General features: G+C 70.2%; 15 protein-coding genes. 13 read left to right on the top strand and 2 right to left on the bottom strand.

Going from position 1 to position 19633, the window contains the following annotated elements; all coding sequences use genetic code 11:
* Positions 1 to 2 precede the first annotated feature (2 nt).
* A complete protein-coding gene (locus AC3RXZ_RS15320) occupies positions 3 to 1457 on the top strand; it encodes a helix-turn-helix domain-containing protein (protein WP_491494598.1) in 1455 nt (484 codons plus the stop codon).
* 17 nt (positions 1458 to 1474) lie between these two features.
* On the opposite strand, the gene AC3RXZ_RS15315 is transcribed toward AC3RXZ_RS15320, so the two are convergent.
* Positions 1475 to 2587: a LacI family DNA-binding transcriptional regulator gene (locus tag AC3RXZ_RS15315; protein WP_491494597.1), complete on the bottom strand. Its 1113-nt coding sequence runs from the start codon at positions 2585 to 2587 to the stop codon at positions 1475 to 1477.
* 195 nt (positions 2588 to 2782) lie between these two features.
* On the opposite strand from AC3RXZ_RS15315, the gene AC3RXZ_RS15310 reads away from it, so the two are divergent.
* The 6 genes from AC3RXZ_RS15310 (at position 2783) to AC3RXZ_RS15285 (ending at position 9602) form a co-directional block, all read left to right on the top strand.
* Complete coding sequence (locus AC3RXZ_RS15310) at positions 2783 to 4690, top strand: DUF2264 domain-containing protein (RefSeq protein WP_491494596.1); 1908 nt, start codon at positions 2783 to 2785, stop codon at positions 4688 to 4690.
* A 53-nt stretch (positions 4691 to 4743) separates the two neighbouring features.
* Positions 4744 to 6024 carry an ABC transporter substrate-binding protein gene (locus AC3RXZ_RS15305; protein ID WP_491494595.1) on the top strand — a complete coding sequence of 427 codons (1281 nt, stop codon included), beginning with the start codon at positions 4744 to 4746 and terminating at the stop codon, positions 6022 to 6024.
* A 69-nt stretch (positions 6025 to 6093) separates the two neighbouring features.
* Positions 6094 to 7032, top strand: coding sequence for a carbohydrate ABC transporter permease (locus AC3RXZ_RS15300; RefSeq protein ID WP_243229838.1), 939 nt, complete (start codon positions 6094 to 6096; stop codon positions 7030 to 7032).
* Positions 7029 to 7952: a carbohydrate ABC transporter permease gene (locus AC3RXZ_RS15295; RefSeq protein ID WP_491494594.1), complete on the top strand. Its 924-nt coding sequence runs from the start codon at positions 7029 to 7031 to the stop codon at positions 7950 to 7952. Before AC3RXZ_RS15300 ends, AC3RXZ_RS15295 begins: the two co-directional genes overlap by 4 nt.
* 1 nt (position 7953) lies before the next feature.
* Positions 7954 to 8622 (top strand): DUF624 domain-containing protein, encoded by a 669-nt coding sequence (locus AC3RXZ_RS15290; RefSeq protein WP_491494593.1) that lies wholly within the window; start codon positions 7954 to 7956, stop codon positions 8620 to 8622.
* Positions 8619 to 9602 carry a hydroxyacid dehydrogenase gene (locus AC3RXZ_RS15285; RefSeq protein ID WP_491494592.1) on the top strand — a complete coding sequence of 328 codons (984 nt, stop codon included), beginning with the start codon at positions 8619 to 8621 and terminating at the stop codon, positions 9600 to 9602. The genes AC3RXZ_RS15290 and AC3RXZ_RS15285 overlap by 4 nt, the downstream gene beginning before the upstream one ends.
* A 19-nt stretch (positions 9603 to 9621) precedes the next feature.
* Here the strand turns inward: AC3RXZ_RS15285 and AC3RXZ_RS15280 are convergent, their stop codons facing one another.
* Positions 9622 to 11109, bottom strand: a complete 1488-nt coding sequence (locus AC3RXZ_RS15280) for a PucR family transcriptional regulator (RefSeq protein ID WP_491494591.1) — start codon at positions 11107 to 11109, stop codon at positions 9622 to 9624.
* Positions 11110 to 11207: 98 nt separating this feature from the next.
* Here AC3RXZ_RS15280 and gabT point away from each other — a divergent pair, with 98 nt between their 5' ends.
* The 6 genes from gabT to AC3RXZ_RS15250 all read left to right on the top strand — a co-directional run bounded on the left by gabT (position 11208) and on the right by AC3RXZ_RS15250 (position 19385).
* Positions 11208 to 12569, top strand: a complete 1362-nt coding sequence (gene gabT, locus AC3RXZ_RS15275; RefSeq protein ID WP_491494590.1) for a 4-aminobutyrate--2-oxoglutarate transaminase — start codon at positions 11208 to 11210, stop codon at positions 12567 to 12569.
* A gap of 112 nt (positions 12570 to 12681) precedes the next feature.
* Positions 12682 to 14067 (top strand): flavin monoamine oxidase family protein, encoded by a 1386-nt coding sequence (locus AC3RXZ_RS15270; RefSeq protein ID WP_243229848.1) that lies wholly within the window; start codon positions 12682 to 12684, stop codon positions 14065 to 14067.
* Positions 14067 to 14951: a universal stress protein gene (locus tag AC3RXZ_RS15265; RefSeq protein WP_243229849.1), complete on the top strand. Its 885-nt coding sequence runs from the start codon at positions 14067 to 14069 to the stop codon at positions 14949 to 14951. Before AC3RXZ_RS15270 ends, AC3RXZ_RS15265 begins: the two co-directional genes overlap by 1 nt.
* Positions 14951 to 16495, top strand: coding sequence for an APC family permease (locus tag AC3RXZ_RS15260; RefSeq protein WP_243229850.1), 1545 nt, complete (start codon positions 14951 to 14953; stop codon positions 16493 to 16495). Before AC3RXZ_RS15265 ends, AC3RXZ_RS15260 begins: the two co-directional genes overlap by 1 nt.
* Before the next feature lie 34 nt (positions 16496 to 16529).
* The gene (locus AC3RXZ_RS15255) at positions 16530 to 18002 is read left to right on the top strand and encodes an NAD-dependent succinate-semialdehyde dehydrogenase (RefSeq protein ID WP_491494589.1); all 1473 of its coding nucleotides are present in this window, start codon (positions 16530 to 16532) and stop codon (positions 18000 to 18002) included.
* Between the two features lie 21 nt (positions 18003 to 18023).
* On the top strand, positions 18024 to 19385 hold the full coding sequence (locus AC3RXZ_RS15250; protein ID WP_491494588.1) for an NAD-dependent succinate-semialdehyde dehydrogenase: 1362 nt from the start codon (positions 18024 to 18026) through the stop codon (positions 19383 to 19385).
* Positions 19386 to 19633 lie beyond the last annotated feature (248 nt).

Raw genomic sequence — 19633 nt, 5'->3', positions numbered from 1 at the left:
CTATGAACCCGTCACAGGTCGTGGAAGACACGGATGCCTTGACCATCGGCCGCCGCATCCGGCGGCTGCGCACCGCCCGGGGGATGACGCTCGAGACGCTCGCCGCTGCGGTCGATCGGGCCCCCAGCCAGCTGTCCATGATCGAGACCGGCAAACGCGAACCGAAGCTCACGCTGCTGCAGGCGATCGCCCGCGCGCTCGGCACGAGCATCGACGCCCTGCTCGAGGGGGAGCCGCTGGACGAGCGCAGCGCGCTGGAGGTGGCGCTGGAACGCGCCATGAAGGGCCAGACGTTCCGCGCGCTGGGCGTGGAGCCGTTCCGCATCGGCAAGAGCGTGCCGACCGAGGCGCTGAAGGCGCTCCTGGCACTGCACGGCGAGATCGACCGGCTGAAGGACGAGCGCGCGGCCACTCCCGAGGAGGCCCGGCGCGCGAACGTCGAACTGCGCCACCTCATGCGCGACCAGGACAACCACTTCCCCGACCTCGAAGCGAAGGCGGCCGAGATCCTCGCCGCGGTCGACCACCCCGCAGGACCCCTGACGCAGCGCACGGCCTCGGAGATCGCCGCGCACCTCGGTTTCACGCTGCACTATGCATCCGACCTTCCGCAGACCACTCGCAGCGTCGCCGACCTCGCGCACGGCCGGCTGTACCTGTCCGCGCAGGTGCAGGCGAAGGGCGATGCCCGCACGGCCGTGCTCCAGGCGCTGTCGAGCCGCATCCTCGGCCACGCCGAACCGCGCAGCTATGCGGAGTTCCTCCGCCAACGGGTCGAGACCAACTACCTCACCGGGGCGCTGATGATCCCCGAGGCGCACGTGGTCCCGGCGCTGAAGGAGGCGAAGTCGCGGAGGGAGATCTCGATCGAGGATCTGCGCGACGCGTATTCGGTCTCGTACGAGACCGCGGCGCACCGCTTCACGAATCTCGCGACGCGCCACCTCGACATCCCGGTCCACTTCCTGAAGGTGCACGAGTCGGGGACCATCACCAAGGCGTACGAGAACGACGACGTGAACTTCCCCACGGATCGGCTCGGTGCGATCGAGGGGCAGATGTGCTGCCGGCGCTGGACGAGCCGGGTCGTGTTCGACGAGGACGACCGGTTCAACCCGTACTACCAGTACACCGACACCGGCAACGGCACCTACTGGTGCACGGCCCGCGTCGAGGCGTCGAGCGAAGGGCTGCACTCGGTGAGCGTGGGCGTGCGCTTCGACGACACGAAGTGGTTCGTGGGGCGCGACACTCCGCACCGCGGCGTCTCGAAGCACTCCGTCGAGGTGTGCTGCCGTCGCGCGCCGGCGGAGCTGGAGGAGCGCTGGCGGGAGCAGTCCTGGCCGAACGTGAAGACCCCGCGGACGCTGCTCGCGACCCTGCCGACCGGGGCCTTCCCCGGTGTCGACACGACCGACGTGTACGAGTTCCTCGAGGCGCACGCCCCGGGCGCCTGAGAGGCCGCCGAACGCGCTCAGGCCCGCCGAGCGGCGGTGCTCGCCCGGACGATGAGCTGCGGGCTCAGCTGCACGCGATGCACGGGGCGGTCGGGGCTGCCCATCCGGTGCACGAGCATGTCGACGGCCGTGCGTCCCACCGACGCACGCGGCGGGCTCACGGCGGTCAGCGCCGGCGTGAACAGCTGCGCGACCTCGTCGTCGTAGGCGATGATCGACAGATCCTCCGGCACCGAGATGCCCCGGTTCAGGGCGAGGTCGACCACGGCCATCGCCTCGGGATCCGAGTGCACGAGCAGTCCCGTGATCCCGGCGTCCCTCATCGAATCCAGGGCCGCGTTCACCTCGGCGGTGAACTCGCCGCTCGCGCGGTCGGGGAGGATCGTCTCCCCCTGCGGGGAAGGCTGGAGCCCGAGCTCCTCGACGGCGCCGTGCCAGCCCTGGGCGATCTTGCGGGAGGTCGGCGAGTTGCGCGACATCACCAGTCCCACGCGCCGGTGCCCGAGAGCGGCGAGGTGGCGCGCCGCCAGCCGGGCGCCGAGCGCATGATCGGTCGTGACCGATTCGACCGGTGCGCCGTCCGGCAGGGTCACGGCGTCGCGCTCGACGAGCACGGTGGGGATGCCGGACTCGTGCAGCCACTGCATGACGTCCTGGGCGTGCGGGGTGTCGGTGTTCGGCGCCACGATGAGGCCCGAGATGTCGTCGTTCGCGACGATCCTCTCAAGGACGGGGCGCTCGTCCTGCAGCTCGTAGGAGGCTCCGCGCAGGACCACGTTCAGCCCTCGGGCACGCGCCTCGGCCTCCATGCCCCGGACGACGCCTGGCCAGTAGTAGTTCAGCGACGGCACGAGCACCGCGACGGTCCTGGTGGGCGGCTCCGGGTCGGTGATGGCCGCGGGAGGGGATGCCGGGACTGTCGCGCTCTTCGGGGCGACTGCCCCGCCGTGCACGCGCACGAGCAGCCCCTCGCCCTCCATCTGGGCAAGGTCGCGTCGCAGCGTCACCGGGGTGACGCCCAGGTCGTCCACGAGCTGCGAGATCCGCACGGCGCCGTCCCGCGCGAGGGCGGCGAGCACGTGCTCGCGCCGTTCGGCCGCGAGCAGCGCGTGCGCGTTGTCGTCCGTCATGCTTCCTCGCCTCTTCCCGTACTTTCTACCGTCATCGACCCGGTCTCCTCGGGAGACGCGGCGAGCCGATTCTATAAACGATCATAAGCGAACAAGAAGAAACGTATTGCGTGTTGTCATGAACGAAAAAGATTGCTAATCTCCGAATGCGGTTCGCTGCCCGAGACGACCGCCCGCATTTCAAAGGAGAGATCCGTGCACGACTGGACCCGCGACGACTGGCTGGCCTACGCCGATCGGCTGCTCGCCGGCGCCCGCCGCTGGGCCTCCGAGAACTTCGCCCGCATCACGCCGCCCGGCACCTCCGGCGGATACGGCCGCGACGTCGACGGGCTCGAGGGATTCGCCCGCACATTCCTGCTCGCCGGATTCCGCATCGCCGGGGCACGCGGCGAGGGCGTCGACGAGCTCATCGCCGACTACTCCCGCGGAATCGCCGCCGGCGTCGACCCTGAAGCGCCCGATCGCTGGGTCCGGCTCGATGAGCACGCGCAGGCCAAAGTCGAGGCGGCATCCATCGCCCTCATCCTCGACATGACGCGCCCCTGGATCTGGGACCGTCTCGACGCGACCACCCGTCAGCGGGTGATCGACTATCTCGCCCCCGTCGTCGGCGACGACAGTTATCCGCAGACGAACTGGGTCTGGTTCCGCATCGTCGTCCAGACCTTCCTCCGCTCGGTGGGCGGCCCCTGGTCGCAGAGCGACATCGACGCCGACCTCGCCAGGCACGACTCCTTCGTACGCAGCGGCGGATGGCTCTCCGACGGCGACGAGCGCTCCTACGACCACTACGTCGGCTGGGCGCTGCACCTGTACCCGATCCTGTGGGCCCGCATGCAGGGGGCGTCCGACCTCGCGAACGGCCGGACGGGTGCCGACATCGCCCGGCTGGACGAGTACCTGCGCGACGCCGTGGCGCTCGTCGGCGCCGACGGCTCCCCGCTCATCCAGGGGCGCAGCCTCGTCTACCGGTTCGCGGCCGCAGCACCCTTCTGGGCGGGCGTGTTCGCGGAGGTGCCCTCGGTTCCGCTCGGGCAGCTGCGCCGCGCGGCCTCGGGCATCGTCGCGCACTTCGCCGAGCATGGCGTCCCGAACGAGCTCGACCTGCTGGATCTCGGCTGGCACGGGCCCTGGCGCCGTCTGGCGCAGAACTACTCCGGCACCGGTTCGCCGTACTGGGCGGCCAAGGGGATGCTGGGCATCGCCCTGCCCGCCGACCACCCGGTGTGGACGGCCGAGACGCGCCTGCTGCCCTCCGAGGCGGAGGACGAGCTGCGCGTCGTCGAACCGGCCGGCTGGATCGTCTCGGTCACGCGGGACGACGGCATCGTGCGGGTCGTCAACCACGGCACCGACCACGCCCGTCCCGGCGACCTCGTCGGGGATTCGCCCCTGTACACCCGGATCGGATACTCGACGGCGGCGAGCCCGCTGCTGAACGGGGACGCCTGGCAGGAGCCACTCGAGCAGTCGATCGCGCTGATCCATGCGGACGGACGTGCGACGCATCGCGCGGGCATGCAACTGCTCGGTGCCCGCATCGGGGGAGCATCGGCGATCGCCGGGTCCACGGCGCACGCGCACTGGATCGACCCGGCTCCGGCGCAGGTGCGGCACGGATCCGGGATCACCGGCGAGGTCACCCTCGCCGGTCGGATCACGATCCGGTCGATCGTCCGCGGGGCGTGGGAGGTGCGCCTGGTGCGTCTCGACACGCTCGAGCCGCATGCCGCGCCCACCGCTCTCCGCATCGGCGGTTGGGCGATCGCGGCGGAGACGGTCGAGTCGGACCTCACGGGCGACACGGCCTCGGCGCGGGCGGACGGGCGGGTCAGCTCCGTCGTCGCCCTGACGCCCGGCGGCACGGCGAGCATCGCCGAGAGGACGGACGCGAGCCCGCTCGGTCCCGTCGCCCGCGTTCCCGTGATCTCCTACGAGCCGGTCACCGGCCGCTGGACCGCCGTCGCCGTGCGCCTGGCCGGCCTCCCGTCCGGCTCGACCGGGACCCCGGCCGTCGTGATCGAGGGCGATTCCGCCACGGTCACCTGGGGCGACGGCACTCGCACCACCGCAGACCTGACAGACCTCCGGGCGTCCTGACACCCGGATCCGACCCGTCCACGGGCCAACGCCATCGCAAAGGAGCAGCACCCATGAACCGCAAGATCCTCGCCGCAGGCAGCATCGCCGCCGTCGCGGCCCTGACCCTCGCCGGCTGCAGCGGCGACTCCGGAGAAGCCGCCGATCCCGACGCGCCGGTCACCCTGACCGTCTCGGCGTGGAGCATCGACACGACGCCCGAGTTCCAGCTGCTCGCCGACGAGTTCGAGAAGAAGCACGACAACGTGCAGGTCGAACTGAAGGAGTACGACCCCACGGAGTACAACACCCTGGTCACGGCCGACCTGGCCGCGGGGTCCGGACCGGACATCATCACGCAGAAGGAGGTCAAGTACCTCACGACCTTCCAGGAGGGCGGCCAGCTGCTGGACGTGTCCGACGTGCCGCTGCCGGACGGCATCGGCGGAGCCGAGTCCTATGAGGTCGACGGGGCGGCCTACGCCACGCCGTATCGCCAGGACTCCTGGGTGCTCTTCTACAACAAGGCACTGTTCGATGCGGCGGGCGTCTCCTACCCGGACGGGAGCTGGACGTGGGAGGACTACGACGCCGCCGCCGAGGCGCTCACGACCGACGCCTCCAAGGGCGCCTACCTGCACAACTGGCAGTCCACCGTGCAGGGCTTCGCCAACGCGCAGACCGGCACCGACATCCTCGAGGGCGACTTCAGCAACCTCGCGGACTACTACGAGCGCACGCTGGCGCTGCAGGATGCCGGAGCGCAGGTCGACTTCAACACGGCCAAGGCGAACCAGCTGACCTATCAGGGCGAGTTCGGCACACAGAAGGCCGCGATGATGCTCATGGGCACCTGGTACACCGCGACCCTGATCGCTCAGCAGGCGTCCGGCGAGGCGAACGAGTTCGAGTGGGGCATCGCTCCCGTTCCGCAGGCGGACGAGTCGACCACCGGCACCGAGGCCACCCCGGTGACGTTCGGAGACCCGACCGGCTTCGGCATCAACGCGAACATCGATTCCGCCAAGACCGACGCGGCCAAGGCGTTCCTCGAGTTCGCCTCGTCGGAGGAGGCGGCGACGCTGCTGGCCGGCATCGGCATCACCCCGGCGCTGACGAACGACGCGATCGCCGAGGCGTACTTCTCCGTCGAGGGCGCTCCCGCCGACGAGCTGTCGAGCTTCGCCTGGGCGACGCACGAGACGCTGCCGGAGAACCCCACGTCGAACAAGACCGCCGCGATCCAGGGCATCCTCGCCGATCTGCACACCGCCGTCCTGTCCGGGTCCGAGACGGTCGAGGACGCGATCGCGACCGCCGAGCAGCGAGTCGAGAGCGAAGTCGGCCTCGACTGACGCCCGCGTGGGGCCGGCCGCGGGCCGGCCCCACGCCCCACCGGCATCCGCATCCACCCAGGAGACGACATGACAACGACCGAGGCACCCGCCGTCGGACCGAAGCCCCCGGAGGCGCCGGTGAAGCGGCGACGTTCGGCGCTGCGCCGCCGCAACGCCCTGATCGGCTGGAGCTTCATCCTGCCGAACTTCGCCGGGTTCGGATTCCTGACCCTGCTGCCGGTTCTGATCCTGTTCTACATGGCGTTCACGAACTGGAACGTGTTCGGCAAGGCGGACTGGGTGGGCCTTGCGAACTTCGAACGGCTGATGGGGGACGGCAGCTTCCACATCGCGTTCTGGAACACCATCTACTACTCCGTCATGCACATCCCGCTGACGATCGTCGTGTCGCTGGGGCTCGCGCTGCTGCTGAACAACAAGCTCCGCGGAGTCGCGTTCTTCCGGACGGCGGCGTTCTTCCCGTACATCACCTCGATCGTCGCGATCGCGGTCGTCTGGAACCTGCTGTTCAGCCCGGACTACGGACCCGTCAACGAGATCCTCCGGGCTCTCGGCATCCAGAACCCGCCGGGGTGGCTCACCTCGGCGGAGTGGGCGATGCCCGCCGTCGTGATCGTCTCGACCTGGCGCGACATGGGCTACTACATGATCCTGTTCCTCGCCGGGCTCCAGACCGTGCCGCGCGAACTGCACGAAGCCGCTCGCGTGGACGGCGCGAACGTGTGGCAGCGCTTCGTGAACGTCACCCTGCCGTGCCTGCGACCGACCATGTTCTTCGTCACGGTGATGCTGACGATCAACTCGTTCAAGATCTTCGACCTCATCCTCGTGATGACCGACGGCGGCCCCGGCCAGGCGACCCTCGTGCTGTCGCAGTTCATCTACAGGAAGGGCTTCGAGGAGTCGCAGTTCGGCTACGCGTCCGCCGCGGCCGTCGCGCTGTTCTTCCTCTGCATCCTCGTCACCATCGGTCAGTTCCTGTGGAACAAGAAGCGGAGCGCATGATGACCCAGACCGAACTCGTCGTCACCGGGCGGCGTCCTCTGCGCCGGCTGACCGATCCCTCGCCCGCTCCCGCGCGTCGGGTCGGGCAGTCGTCCGCCGGCCGGCGCGTCGGTCGCGTCCTCGGCTACGTCGCGCTCGTTCTCGCGGCGATCGGACTGCTGGCACCGTTCTTCTGGATGATCATGAGCTCGCTGAAGACGGCGAACGAGGTGTTCTCCGTCCCGGTGGTCTGGATCCCGGACACCTTCGTGTGGCAGAACTACCTCGACATCTGGACCCAGTCCGACATGCTCACCTGGATCCGCAACACGCTGGTCCTGGCGGTGTCGGTGACGTTCCTCCAGGTGCTCACCGGCTCCTTCGCCGCGTACGGCTTCGCGCGCATGAGATTCGCCGGCCGCGACATCCTGTTCCTCGCCTACATCGGCACGATCGCCGTGCCGTGGCAGTCCTACATGATCCCGCAGTTCATCCTGCTCTCGAACCTGAAGGTCTCGAACACGCTGTGGGCGATCATCCTGCTGCAGGCGTTCGGCGCGTTCGGGGTGTTCCTCATGAAGCAGTACTACGAGACCATCCCCGAGGAGCTGAGCGAGGCCGCGCGCCTGGACGGGCTCAGCGAGTACGGGATCTGGCGGCGCATCATGGTGCCGCTGTCGGTGCCCGCGATCGCGAGCCTGACGCTGCTGACCTTCGTCAACACCTGGAACGACTACCTCGGTCCGCTGATCTACCTGCGCGATCCCGAACTGTGGACGATCCAGCTCGGTCTCAAGAGCTTCGTGAGCAACCTGTTCGACACCAACTACGCGCTGCTGTTCGCAGGGCTGACGATCTCGGTCATCCCGATCGCCGTCATCTTCCTGCTCGGCCAGAAGTACTTCGTCGAGGGCATCGCGACGAGCGGGATGAAGGGTTGAGATGAAGCGCGTCTCGCACAGCACCTGGGCGGCGATCCTCGGCGTCGTCCACCTGGGGCTCATGGTCAACCTGCTGGTCCTCGTGGCGGCGGCCCCGCTGATCCTGCTCCTCTTCACGACCGATCCGGTGCACTCCTGGCCTCTGCTGGCCGCGGCGGCCCCGCTTGCGGCGCCCGCGCTGTCCGCCGCGTTCGCCACGTTCCGCGAGCACGCCGCGGGGGAGACACAGGTCGTCCGCGCTTTCTGGCGCGGATGGCGGACGACGTGGCGCAGGGCCATGCTGCTCGGCCTCGGCGGCACCGCGCTTGTGGTGGTCCTCCTCGTCGACGTGCGCGTGCTCTCGGGCACGGCCGCATCCGTGGCGGTCGTCCCGGTGCTCGGCATCCTGACCCTGCTCGCGCTCGCCGCCGTGCTGATCGGCCTCGTCGCGCTCGCCGAAGCGCCCGGCGCGCGGCTGCGCGACGTCGTCCGGGCGGCGGTGTACCTCGGCATCCGGCGCTGGTACCTGACGGCGCTGTCCTTCGCCGTTCTCGCCGTGCAGGCGGCGCTGTTCACGACCATGCCGGCGATCGCCATCGGGCTCGCCGCGGCCCCGGCGCTCTACGTCGCGTGGGCGAACAGCCGGCACACTCTGCGGCCCGTCCTCGAGATCGACGAGGTCCGCGCGTGAGCGGGGTCATCCGCACCGCCATGAGCCCCGAGGTGTTCGACCTGCTGTTCGACGAGGTGCGGATGCAGCGGCTGAGGTCGCTCTCGTCGGCTCGGTCGCTTCGTCTGGACGCGGGAGCGTTCGGAGACACGGAGATCCTCCTGACGTCCTGGGGCGCACCGCGTCTCGACGCCGACCTTCTCGACCGGATGCCGCAGCTGCGCGCGGTCGTGCACGCGGCCGGGAGCGTCCAGGGCCTGGTCTCCGACGAGCTCTGGGAGCGCGGAATCGTCGTGACCTCCGCCGCCGACGCCAATGCGGTCCCCGTCGCGGAGTTCACCTTCGCCTCGATCGTGCTCGCCTTCAAGCGCGCGTTCGTGCACGTTCGCAACCAGGCGAGCGAATCCTTCGGCTGGGGCGACCTGGTCGGCTCCGGCGCCTACGGGCGCGTCGGACGCACGGTCGGCATCGTCGGGTTCTCGCGGATCGGACGACGCGTCGTGCGGATGCTGCAGCAGCTGGACGGCGTCACGGTCCTCGTGGCGGATCCGTTCGTCGACGCCGGGACGGTCGCGGCGGCGGGAGGCGAGCTCGTCCCGCTCGCGGACATGCTGCCCAGGACCGACGTCCTCTCGCTGCATGCGCCCGCGCTGCCCGAGACGCGGCACATGATCGGGCGGGCGGAGCTCGCGGCCCTGCGCGACGGGGCCACGGTGATCAACACCGCACGCGGGTCGCTCATCGACCACGACGCGCTGCTGCACGAATGCGCCTCGGGGCGGATCGACGCCGTGCTCGACGTCACCGATCCCGATCCGCTGCCCGTGGACGCACCGCTGCGCCGGCTGCCGAACGTCGCCCTGACGCCGCACATCGCGGGTTCCATGGGCACCGAGGTGCGTCGTCTCGCGGATTCCGCCCTCGACGACATCGAGACCCTGCTGCGCGGCGGTGAGCTGGCCGGAGCGATCACCCGCCGCGACATGGAGCTCAGCGCCTGACCTCGGCGGGGAGACGGGATCAGCGGACGGTCTGCAGAGCCGCCCACAGCTCGGCGCGCGCGGGGAACGACGACAGGTCCCGGCCGAGCAGCCCCGACGCCTGGACGATGCGCGCACGCAGCGTGTGACGATGGATGCCGAGGGCCGACGCCGCCTGCTCGATGCGCGCGTCGTGCTCGAGCCACACCCGCAGCGACTGCTCCAGATCCGGATGCGCACGCAGCGGCGCCAGCCGGGATTCCGCGATCAGCCGTGCCTCGTCGGTCGCGAACGCCGTGAGGATGCTGTCCGAGACCGTGTCGGCGAACCGCACGACACCCGACCGGCCGCGCCGCAGCGCCGCGGCGGCCTGAGCGTGGGCATGCGAGAACCGCGCGTAGTGCTCCGGCTCGGACACGCCGATCCGGATGCCGAAGCGCGCGGAGATCTCGTCGAACAGCGCTCCGTCCTCCTCAGCGACGCACATCACGAACCCGTCGTCGGACTCCGCGGTGAACACCCCGGTCGCCCCGTCCGACCTGTGCCGCTCCCAGAACTCCTCCACCGCCTCCAGGGGTGCGTCGGCGTCGGCGATCGCGACCAGCATGGGAGCGTGCGGGAGTGAGCCGAGCACGCGGCGCGCCAGGGTCGGATCGTCCAGCATCAGCGAGGCGAGCACCTGGCTGCGCAGGCGCCGACGACTGCGCGCGAGCTGCTCGTTCTGCTCGAGCGCGAGTCCCGCCATCGCGATCACCGAGGTGACGACGGCGCGGGCCTCGGCATCCAGCGACGCGGTCGCGATCGCGATGACGCCGCGCAGGTGCCCGCCGCGCCCCAGCGTGAACAGAGTGTACGACGCGGTTCCGAGGGTGAGGGACTGGCCGGCCTGCCCTCCCCGGGCGAGCAGGTCCGCGGCGCGCGAGGCCAGCGCCGCGGCATCCTCCGGCGCGAGTCCGCCCTGAGGGTGCTCGTGGACGAGCACGCCCGCGGCGTCGAACATGCCCACCCAGCGCTCGAGGCGCCGGGCGAGCTCGGCCAGGGTCGCGAAGAGTCCGCGGGGTCTCAGCGCCGCGATCGCGAGCGCGCGCTGGGCGTCCAGCGCCCAGGTCCGGCGTGCGTACGCCTGCGCGGCGATCGCCTCGGAGTGCGCGCGCGCGACGGCGATGAACGGCGTCTCGTACGGAACCTCGAACAGAGGCATGCCGGCCGCCTCGCAGGCCTCGATCAGCTCCGGCGGGACGCCGGTGCGGTGGACCTCGCTGCCGAAGCCGAGCCCCACGACACCGCGCTCCTGCAGCCGGCCGACGTAGGCGGCCGCGCCGGCGGCATCGCCGTCGGCGAACTGCGTCCCTGTGGTCAGGAGAGCGAGCTCGTCCGCGAGGAAAGGGGTCGGGTCGGCGAGATCGGAGGAGTGCACCCAGCGCAGCGGCCGATCCAGCGCGCCGTCGCGCAGTCGTCGCTCCTCGGACACCAGCCGCAGTCGGAGATCCGGGCGTCGCAGCAGCGCCCGAAGCGTCGGTTCCTCCACGACCTCTCCTTCTCCGATGTACGAGACGGCGAATCCTCGAGACAGATTGTACAGAGCGGCGAGTGCATCGGCATCCGGCCGCGGCCTACGCTCGCGGCATGGCCCTTCTCGACTCCGCGACCGACACCCTTCCGCTCGGCGGCCCCGAACTCCCACAGGAGCGCCGCCTCGTCACCGACCTCCCCGGCCCGCGCTCGGCCGACCTCCTCGCGCGCAAGGCGGATGCCGTGCCCGCCGGTGTCGGCCACACCATCCCGATCGCGGCGGTGGCCGCGGGTGGAGGAGTCGTCGTCGACGCGGACGGCAACTCGCTCATCGACCTCGGATCCGGCATCGCCGTGACCACCGTCGGCAACGCGCACCCGAAGGTGGCGGCGGCCGTCGCCGCGCAGGCCGCGCAGTTCACGCACACCTGCTTCATGATCTCGCCGTACGAGTCGTACGTCGCCGTCGCCGAGGCACTGAACCGACTGACCCCCGGCGACTTCGCGAAGAAGAGCGCGCTGTTCAACTCCGGCGCGGAAGCGGTCGAGAACGCGATCAAGATCGCCCGCAAGCACACCGGCCGCCCGGCCGTCGCGGCCTTCGATCACGGCTACCACGGCCGCACGAACCTCACCATGGCGCTCACCGCCAAGGCGATGCCGTACAAGAGCGGGTTCGGCCCGTTCGCCCCCGAGGTGTACCGCGCCTCGACGTCCTACCCGTTCCGCGACGGGCTGTCGGGAGAGGACGCGGCGGCCCGCGCGATCAGCCAGCTCGAGAAGCAGATCGGCGCCGACAACCTCGCCGCCGTCATCATCGAGCCGATTCAGGGCGAGGGCGGATTCATCGTCCCCGCCGACGGCTTCCTGCCCGCGATCGTCGACTGGTGCCGCGCCAACGGCGTGGTCTTCATCGCCGACGAGGTGCAGACGGGCTTCGCCCGCACCGGAGCCATGTTCGCCAGCGAGATCTTCGGCATCGAGCCCGACCTGATCACGACGGCAAAGGGCATCGCGGGCGGACTCCCGCTCGCGGCGGTCACCGGCAGAGCCGAGATCATGGACGCCTCGCACTCCGGCGGTCTCGGCGGCACCTACGGCGGCAACCCCATCGCGTGCGCTGCGGCCCTCGCCGCGCTCGACGTCTTCGAGAACGACGGCGTCATCGAGCGCGCCCGCGAGATCGGGGACGTGCTGAAGACGCGGCTCACCGCGATCCAGCAGGGCGACGCCCGCGTCGGCGACGTCCGCGGACACGGCGCGATGGTCGCCGCCGAGTTCGTCGACCCCGAGACGAAGGCTCCGGATGCCGCGCTCACCGCGGCCGTGGCCAAGGCCGCGATCGCACAGGGCATCATCGTCCTCACCTGCGGCACCTACGGCAACGTGATCCGCTTCCTCCCGCCGCTCTCGATCGGGGACGACCTGCTGAACGAGGGCCTCGACATCATCGCCGAGGCGCTGGCGGCGGCCTAGAACGTCCGGTCGCGGCTCGGATCGGGGGATTTCGGGCCGCGACCGGCACACTCCAGCGGCGCCGGGGCCGCCCGGCATCCGCGCTGACGCGAACACAACGAAGGAGCTGCACATGGCCGACATCTCACGCGACGTCGTCGTCATCGGCGCCGGAGCCGCCGGGCTCACGGCGGCCAACGATCTGCGCAAGGCCGGACTGTCGGTCGCGGTGCTCGAGGCGCGGGACCGCGTCGGCGGGCGCCTGTGGACGGACGTGATCGACACGGCGATGCTCGAGATCGGCGGTCAATGGGTCTCGCCCGACCAGGACGCGCTGATCGAGACCATCGCCGAGCTGGGGCTCACGACCTTCAGCCGCTACCGCGAGGGCGACAGCGTGTACGTCGGCCCCGACGGCGTCGCGCGACGGTTCACCGGCGAGATGTTCCCGGTGGCCCCCGAGACCGAGCGGGTGATCGCCGAGATCACCGAGCGCCTGGACGCCATGGTGGCGGAGATCGACCCGGATCGTCCGTGGGAGCACCCGAAGGCGCAGGAATGGGACGAGATCTCCTGGGACGCCTGGCTGCGCGCGCAGACCGAAGACGACGAGGCCGTCCGCAATCTCGCGTTCGCGACCGGTTCGGCCATGCTCACCAAGCCCACGCACGCGTTCTCGCTGCTGCAGTCGCTGCTCATGGCGGCGTCGGCCGGTTCGTACTCGAACCTCGTGGACGCCGACTTCATCCTCGACAAGCGGGTCGTCGGAGGCCTTCAGCAGGTCCCGCTTCTGCTCGCCGAACGGCTCGGCGACGACGTGCTGCTGAACCAGCCGGTCCGCCGGCTGGAGTGGAACGACGGCTCCGTGGTCGCCGAGACCGACGAGCACACGGTCCGCGCGCGCTTCGCGATCCTCGCTCACGCGCCGATCCTCTACAACCGCATCTCGTTCGTCCCGCCGCTGCCGCGCCGGCAGCATCAGCTGCACCAGCACCTCTCGATGGGGTTCGTGATCAAAGTGCACGCCGTGTACGACCGGCCGTTCTGGCGCGAGCAGGGCCTGTCGGGGACCGCGTTCAGTCCGTACGAGCTGTCGCACGAGGCCTACGACAACACCAACCACGGAGACGAGCGGGGGACCCTCGTCGGCTTCGTCAGCGATCGGAACGCGGACGACCTCTTCACGCTGAGCGCCGAGGAGCGCCGCGAGCGCATCCTCGAGTCCCTGTCGCACTACTACGGCCCGGAGGCGAAGAACCCGGTCGTGTACTACGAGAGCGATTGGGGCAGCGAGGAGTGGACCCGCGGCGCCTACGCCGCGAGCTTCGACCTCGGCGGGCTGCATCGCTACGGACCCGACCTGCGCACCCCGGTCGGCCCGATCCACTTCGCGTGCAGCGACATGGCCGGCGCCGGATACCAGCACGTGGACGGCGCGATCCGCATGGGACGCCTCGTCGCGTCGGCGATCGTCTCCGCGAGCCGCGAGTCCGGCGCCGTTCTCGAGAGCGCGAGCTGATGGCCGGCGCCATCGTCGTCGGCTACACGGCGACGGATGCCGGGGCGGACGCCGCGGCACTGGGCGCGCGCCTCGCGCGCAGTCTCGGAGCGCGGCTCCACCTCGTGATCGTGCTCCCCACCGAGGGGACGCGCAGCCCCATCGTCGCGCCGGAGCGGGCCTACGCCGAGCACATCAGGGCGCAGGCGCGGCAGTGGCTGTCGGATGCGATCGGCACGCTGCCGCCCGAGCTCACCCGCACCGGCCATGTGCGCTTCGCCGAGTCGTTCGCCGAGGGGCTGATCGCGGCGGGTGAGGAGTTCGGCGCACGCCTGATCGTCGTCGGAGCCGCCGGCGGCGGCCTGTTCGGACGGCATCGGCTCGGCAGCGTCGCCTCCGAGCTGCTGCACTCCTCGACGATCCCCGTCGCTCTAGCGCCGGCGGGCATCGCCCGCGAGGACGATCACGCGCTCCCGCGGGTGACGGCGGCGATCGGCATCCGACCCGGTGCGGACGCTCTGCTCGACGAGGCGACCACCGTCGCCAGCGTCGCCGGAGTCCCGCTTCGCCTGGTGTCGCTGATGCCGCTCGACGTCCCTCCCGGGCTGGACACCGCGGCGATCGGCATCGTGACGGACGACTACGCGCAGTCGGTGCTGGAGAAGGCGCGGGCCGCGGTGGACGAGCGCATCGCCACGGAGGTCGAGCAGGCCGGCGGCGACAGCGTCGAGGACGCCGTCGCGCATCTGTCCTGGCTCCCCGGCGAGGTCATCCTCGTCGGCTCCTCGCGTCTGGCGCAGCCGAGACGCCTCTTCCTGGGCTCCACGGCGGCGAAGATGCTGCACGAGCTGCCCGTCCCCATGATCGTCGTCCCGCGCACCCGCGCCGAAGCAGGAGACCGCTGATGAGCAGCACCAATCGGGCGACGGAGCCCGTCTCCGCCGTCACGACCGGCATCTCGCAGAAGGGCCTGAGCGCCGGCGCGGTCGGAGTGCTCGGCGCCGTCGTGATCGGCGTCTCCACGATCGCCCCGGCCTACACGCTGACCGCATCGCTCGGCCCGACAGTGGCGGAGGTCGGCACGCAGGTGCCGGCGATCATCCTCGTCGGATTCATCCCGATGCTGCTGACGGCGTTCGGCTATCGCGAACTGAACAGGGTGATGCCGGACTCGGGGACCTCGTTCACGTGGGGCGTGCGCGCCTTCGGCCCCTGGATCGGCTGGATGACCGGCTGGGGTCTGGTCGCCGCGACCGTGATCGTGCTGTCGAACCTCGCCGGCATCGCCGTGGAGTTCCTGTTCCTGCTGATCTCGCAGATCACAGGCAACCCGGCCATCGCGGACCTCGCCTTCAACCCGTTCATCAACGTGGCCGTGTGCCTGCTGTTCATGCTCGGCGCGACGCTCGTCTCGTACCGGGACATGCAGACCACCCAGAAGTTCCAGTACGTCCTGGTCGGGTTCCAGGTGGTCGTGCTCGTGGTGTTCGCGGTCGTCGCGATCGTCAGGTCCGTGCAGGGCGAGGCGCCCGACCCGACGGCGTTCTCCTGGTCGTGGTTCAACCCGTTCGAGGTGTCGTCGTTCAGCGCGTTCGCCGCCGGCCTGTCGCTGTCGATCTTCATCTTCTGGGGCTGGGACGTGGTGCTCACGATGAACGAGGAGACCAAGGACCCGGAGAAGACTCCCGGTCGCGCGGCCATGGTCACGGTCGTGATCGTCGTGAGCCTGTACCTGCTGCTGTCGATCGGGTTGATGATGTTCGCGGGCGTCGGCACGGGCGCGCTGGGGCTCGCGAACGAGGACATCTCCGCGAACGTGTTCTTCGCCCTGTCCGATCCTGTGCTCGGCCCCCTCGCGTTCCTCGTGTCGCTCGCGGTGCTGTCGAGCTCGGCGGCCTCGCTGCAGTCGACCGCCGTGGGCCCGGCCAGGACGCTGCTCGCCATGGGGTACTACGGCGCGCTGCCGAAGACCTTCGCGCGGGTGAGTCCGCGCTTCTTCACGCCCGGTTTCGCCACGATCGTGTCGGCGGTCGTCGCGAGCGTGTTCTACGCGGTCATGCGGCTCGTGAGCGAGAACGTGCTCACTGACACGATCCTGTCGCTCGGGATGATGATCTGCTTCTACTACGGCCTCACCGCGTTCGCGTGCGTGTGGTACTTCCGTCGGCAGTGGTTCGACTCGGCGCGCAGCTTCTTCTTCACCTTCCTGTTCCCGCTGGTGGGCGGCGCGATCCTCGCGGTGCTGTTCGTGACGACCCTCATCGACTCCATGGACCCCGGCTACGGCTCGGGCTCCAGCATCGGCGGGGTCGGGCTGGTGTTCATCCTCGGCGTCGGCATCATCGTGGTCGGGATCGCGATCATGATCTGGCAGTCGATCCGGCGCCCGGCCTTCTTCCGCGGAGAGACACTGGGCATGGACGCCCCGCCGAGCATCCGGCGCCGCTGAGCAGAAACCCGAGAGAGACGAAAGAGAGACGACGATGACATCCGCACTCGCCCCCGACGAGCAGGCGCTGCTGGACAGCGTCCCGACCGGCCTGTACATCGGCGGGATCTGGCAGGACGCCTCCGGCGGCCGCACCTTCGAGGTGCACGACCCGGCGACGAACGCCGTGATCCGCACCATCGCGGATGCGACGCCGGAGGACGGCATCCGTGCCCTGGATGCCGCCGTGGCCGCCCAGGAGGAGTGGGCGGCGACCGCCCCGCGCACGCGCAGCGACATCCTGCGCCGGGCGTTCGACCTGGTGCAGGCGCACAAGGAGGACCTGGCGCTGCTGATGACCCTCGAGATGGGCAAGCCCCTGGCCGAGGCGCGCGGGGAGGTGGTGTACGGCGGCGAGTTCCTGCGCTGGTTCAGCGAGGAGGCCGTGCGCATCTCCGGTCGCTACGGCGCCAACCCCGAAGGCACGGGGCGCATGATCGTGTCGCAGCGTCCCGTGGGGCCCTCGTTCTTCGTGACGCCGTGGAACTTCCCGTTCGCGATGGCGACGCGCAAGATCGCCCCCGCGCTCGCCGCGGGGTGCACGGTGGTCATCAAGCCCCCGGCCCTCACCCCGCTCACGACGATCTACTTCACCAGGCTGCTCGAAGAGGCCGGGCTTCCCGCCGGCGTCGTCAACGTCGTGCAGACCTCGTCCTCGTCGAAGCTGTCCGCGCCGATCATCGCCGACCCGCGACTGCGCAAGCTGTCGTTCACCGGATCCACCGAGGTCGGACGCAAACTCATCGCGCAGGCGGCCGAGGGCGTGCTCCGGGTCTCGATGGAGCTCGGCGGCAACGCTCCCTTCGTGGTGTTCGAGGACGCCGATCTCGACAAGGCCGTGGACGGAGCGATGGCGGCGAAGTTCCGCAACATCGGGCAGGCCTGCACAGCGGCGAACCGCTTCATCGTGCACTCCGCCGTGGCCGAGGAGTTCGCCGACCGGGTCGCCGAACGGGTCAGGACGATGAAGATCGGACGCGGCACTGAGGAGGGCGTCGCCATCGGCCCGCTCATCGACGAGGACGCCGTCGCGAAGGCATCCGAGCTCGTCGGCGACGCGGTCTCGCGCGGCGCTCGCGTGCTCGCGGGCGGCAACGCGATCGACGGCGTCGGGACGTTCTTCGAGCCGACGGTGATCACCGAGGTCGCGGCAGGAAGCGACATCCTCCGCGAGGAGATCTTCGGTCCGGTCCTCGCCATCGCGACGTTCGACACGGAGGAGGAGGCCGTCCGCCTCGCCAACGACACCGAGTACGGTCTCGTCTCCTACGTGTTCACCGAGGATCTCGCTCGCGGGCACCGGATGATCGATGCGCTCGAGACCGGCATGATGGGCCTGAACGTCGGCGTGGTCTCGAACGCGGCCGCCCCGTTCGGAGGCGTGAAGCAGTCGGGCGTCGGTCGCGAGGGCGGCGCCGAGGGCATCCACGAATATCTGTCCACGAAGTACACCCTGATCCCGAACTGAGACAGCGAGAGGACGCCAGAGATGACCGAGTACGCCGTCGTCAACCCCGCCACGGGGCAGACCATCGCCGAGTACGACACGTTCACGGACGCCCAGATCGAGGATGCCGTGGTGCGCGCCTCCTCGGCGGCCCGCACCTGGGGCCGGACCCCACCGGCCGAGCGGGCGGGGGTCATCCGCCGCATCGCCGAGCTGCACCGCGAGCGTCGCGACGAGTTCGCGGCGATCATCGTGCGCGAGATGGGCAAGCCCATCGCGGCCGCCGTCGGCGAGGTGGACTTCGCCGCCGACATCGTGGAGTTCTACGCCGACAACATCGACCGGATCACGTCTGACCAGCCCCTGGACATCCTGGGGGAGGGCACCGCCGTGGTGCGCCGCGCGCCGCTCGGCGCGCTCCTGGGCATCATGCCCTGGAACTTCCCCGCCTACCAGGTCGCCCGCTTCGCCGCGCCGAACCTCGCGATCGGCAACACGATCATCCTCAAGCATGCGCCGCAGTGCCCGGAGTCCGCGGCGTTCCTCGAGCGGATCTACTCCGACGCCGGTCTTCCCGACGGAGGGTACGTCAACGTCTACGCCACGAACGATCAGGCCGCCGCGATCATTGCCGACTCACGGATCCAGGGCGTCTCGATCACCGGTTCGGAGCGCGCGGGCGCGGCGGTCGCGGAGGTCGCCGGACGCAACCTGAAGAAGGTCGCGTTGGAGCTCGGTGGATCGGATCCGTTCATCGTCCTCTCCGCGGACGACCTGGATGCCGTCGTGCAGGCCGCCGTCGACGCGCGCATCGACAACAACGGCCAGTCCTGCAACGGGGCGAAGCGGTTCATCGTCGTCGACGGGCTCTACGACGAGTTCGCGCTGAAGTTCACGCAGAAGCTGGCGGCGATCGAGGCCGAGGACCCGACACACGAGGACACCGTCCTCGGTCCGCTGTCCTCGCTCGCGGCCGCTGAGCGGCTGCAGCAGCAGGTGGACACGGCCGTCGCACAGGGAGCGACGCTGCTCACCGGCGGCACCAGGGACGGGGCGTTCTTCGCGCCGACGCTGCTCGCGGACGTCACGCCCGACATGGACGTGTATCGCGAGGAGCTGTTCGGCCCCGCAGCGGTCGTGTACCGCGTGGCGGACGAGGACGCGGCCGTCGCACTGGCGAACGACACCTCGTTCGGGCTCGGCTCCTACGTGTTCACCACGGATGCCGCGCAGGCCGAACGGGTCGCGGACGCGATCGAGGCCGGCATGGTCTACGTGAATCTCGTCCTTGCCGACAGCCCGGAGCTTCCCTTCGGCGGGGTCAAGCGCAGCGGGACCTCGCGCGAGCTGGGGCTGCTGGCCGCGGACGAGTTCGTGAACAAGAAGCTCGTGCGCATCGCCTGACACTCGGGGAGGGCCGGCCCGCCCCCCCGCGCGGCCCGGCCCTCCTTCGCTCGTCGAGCAGCTCCCCCTTCGCTCGCTCGTTGAGCGAGCGCAGCGAGTCGAAACGCCGTTTCGCGAATGGGCCTCAGCAGTCAGCCCGTTTCGACTCGGTCGGCTCCGCCGTCCTCGCTCAACGAGCGGAGGGGGAAGTCGGCTCCGCCGTCCTCGCTCGCACACCCCTCGCTCGTTGAGCGAGCGCAGCGAGTCGA

This window comes from Microbacterium cucumeris (genome assembly GCF_058349845.2).
The sequence above is the reverse complement of the archived record's forward strand: the minus strand, read 5'-3'. Positions and strand labels throughout refer to the sequence as shown.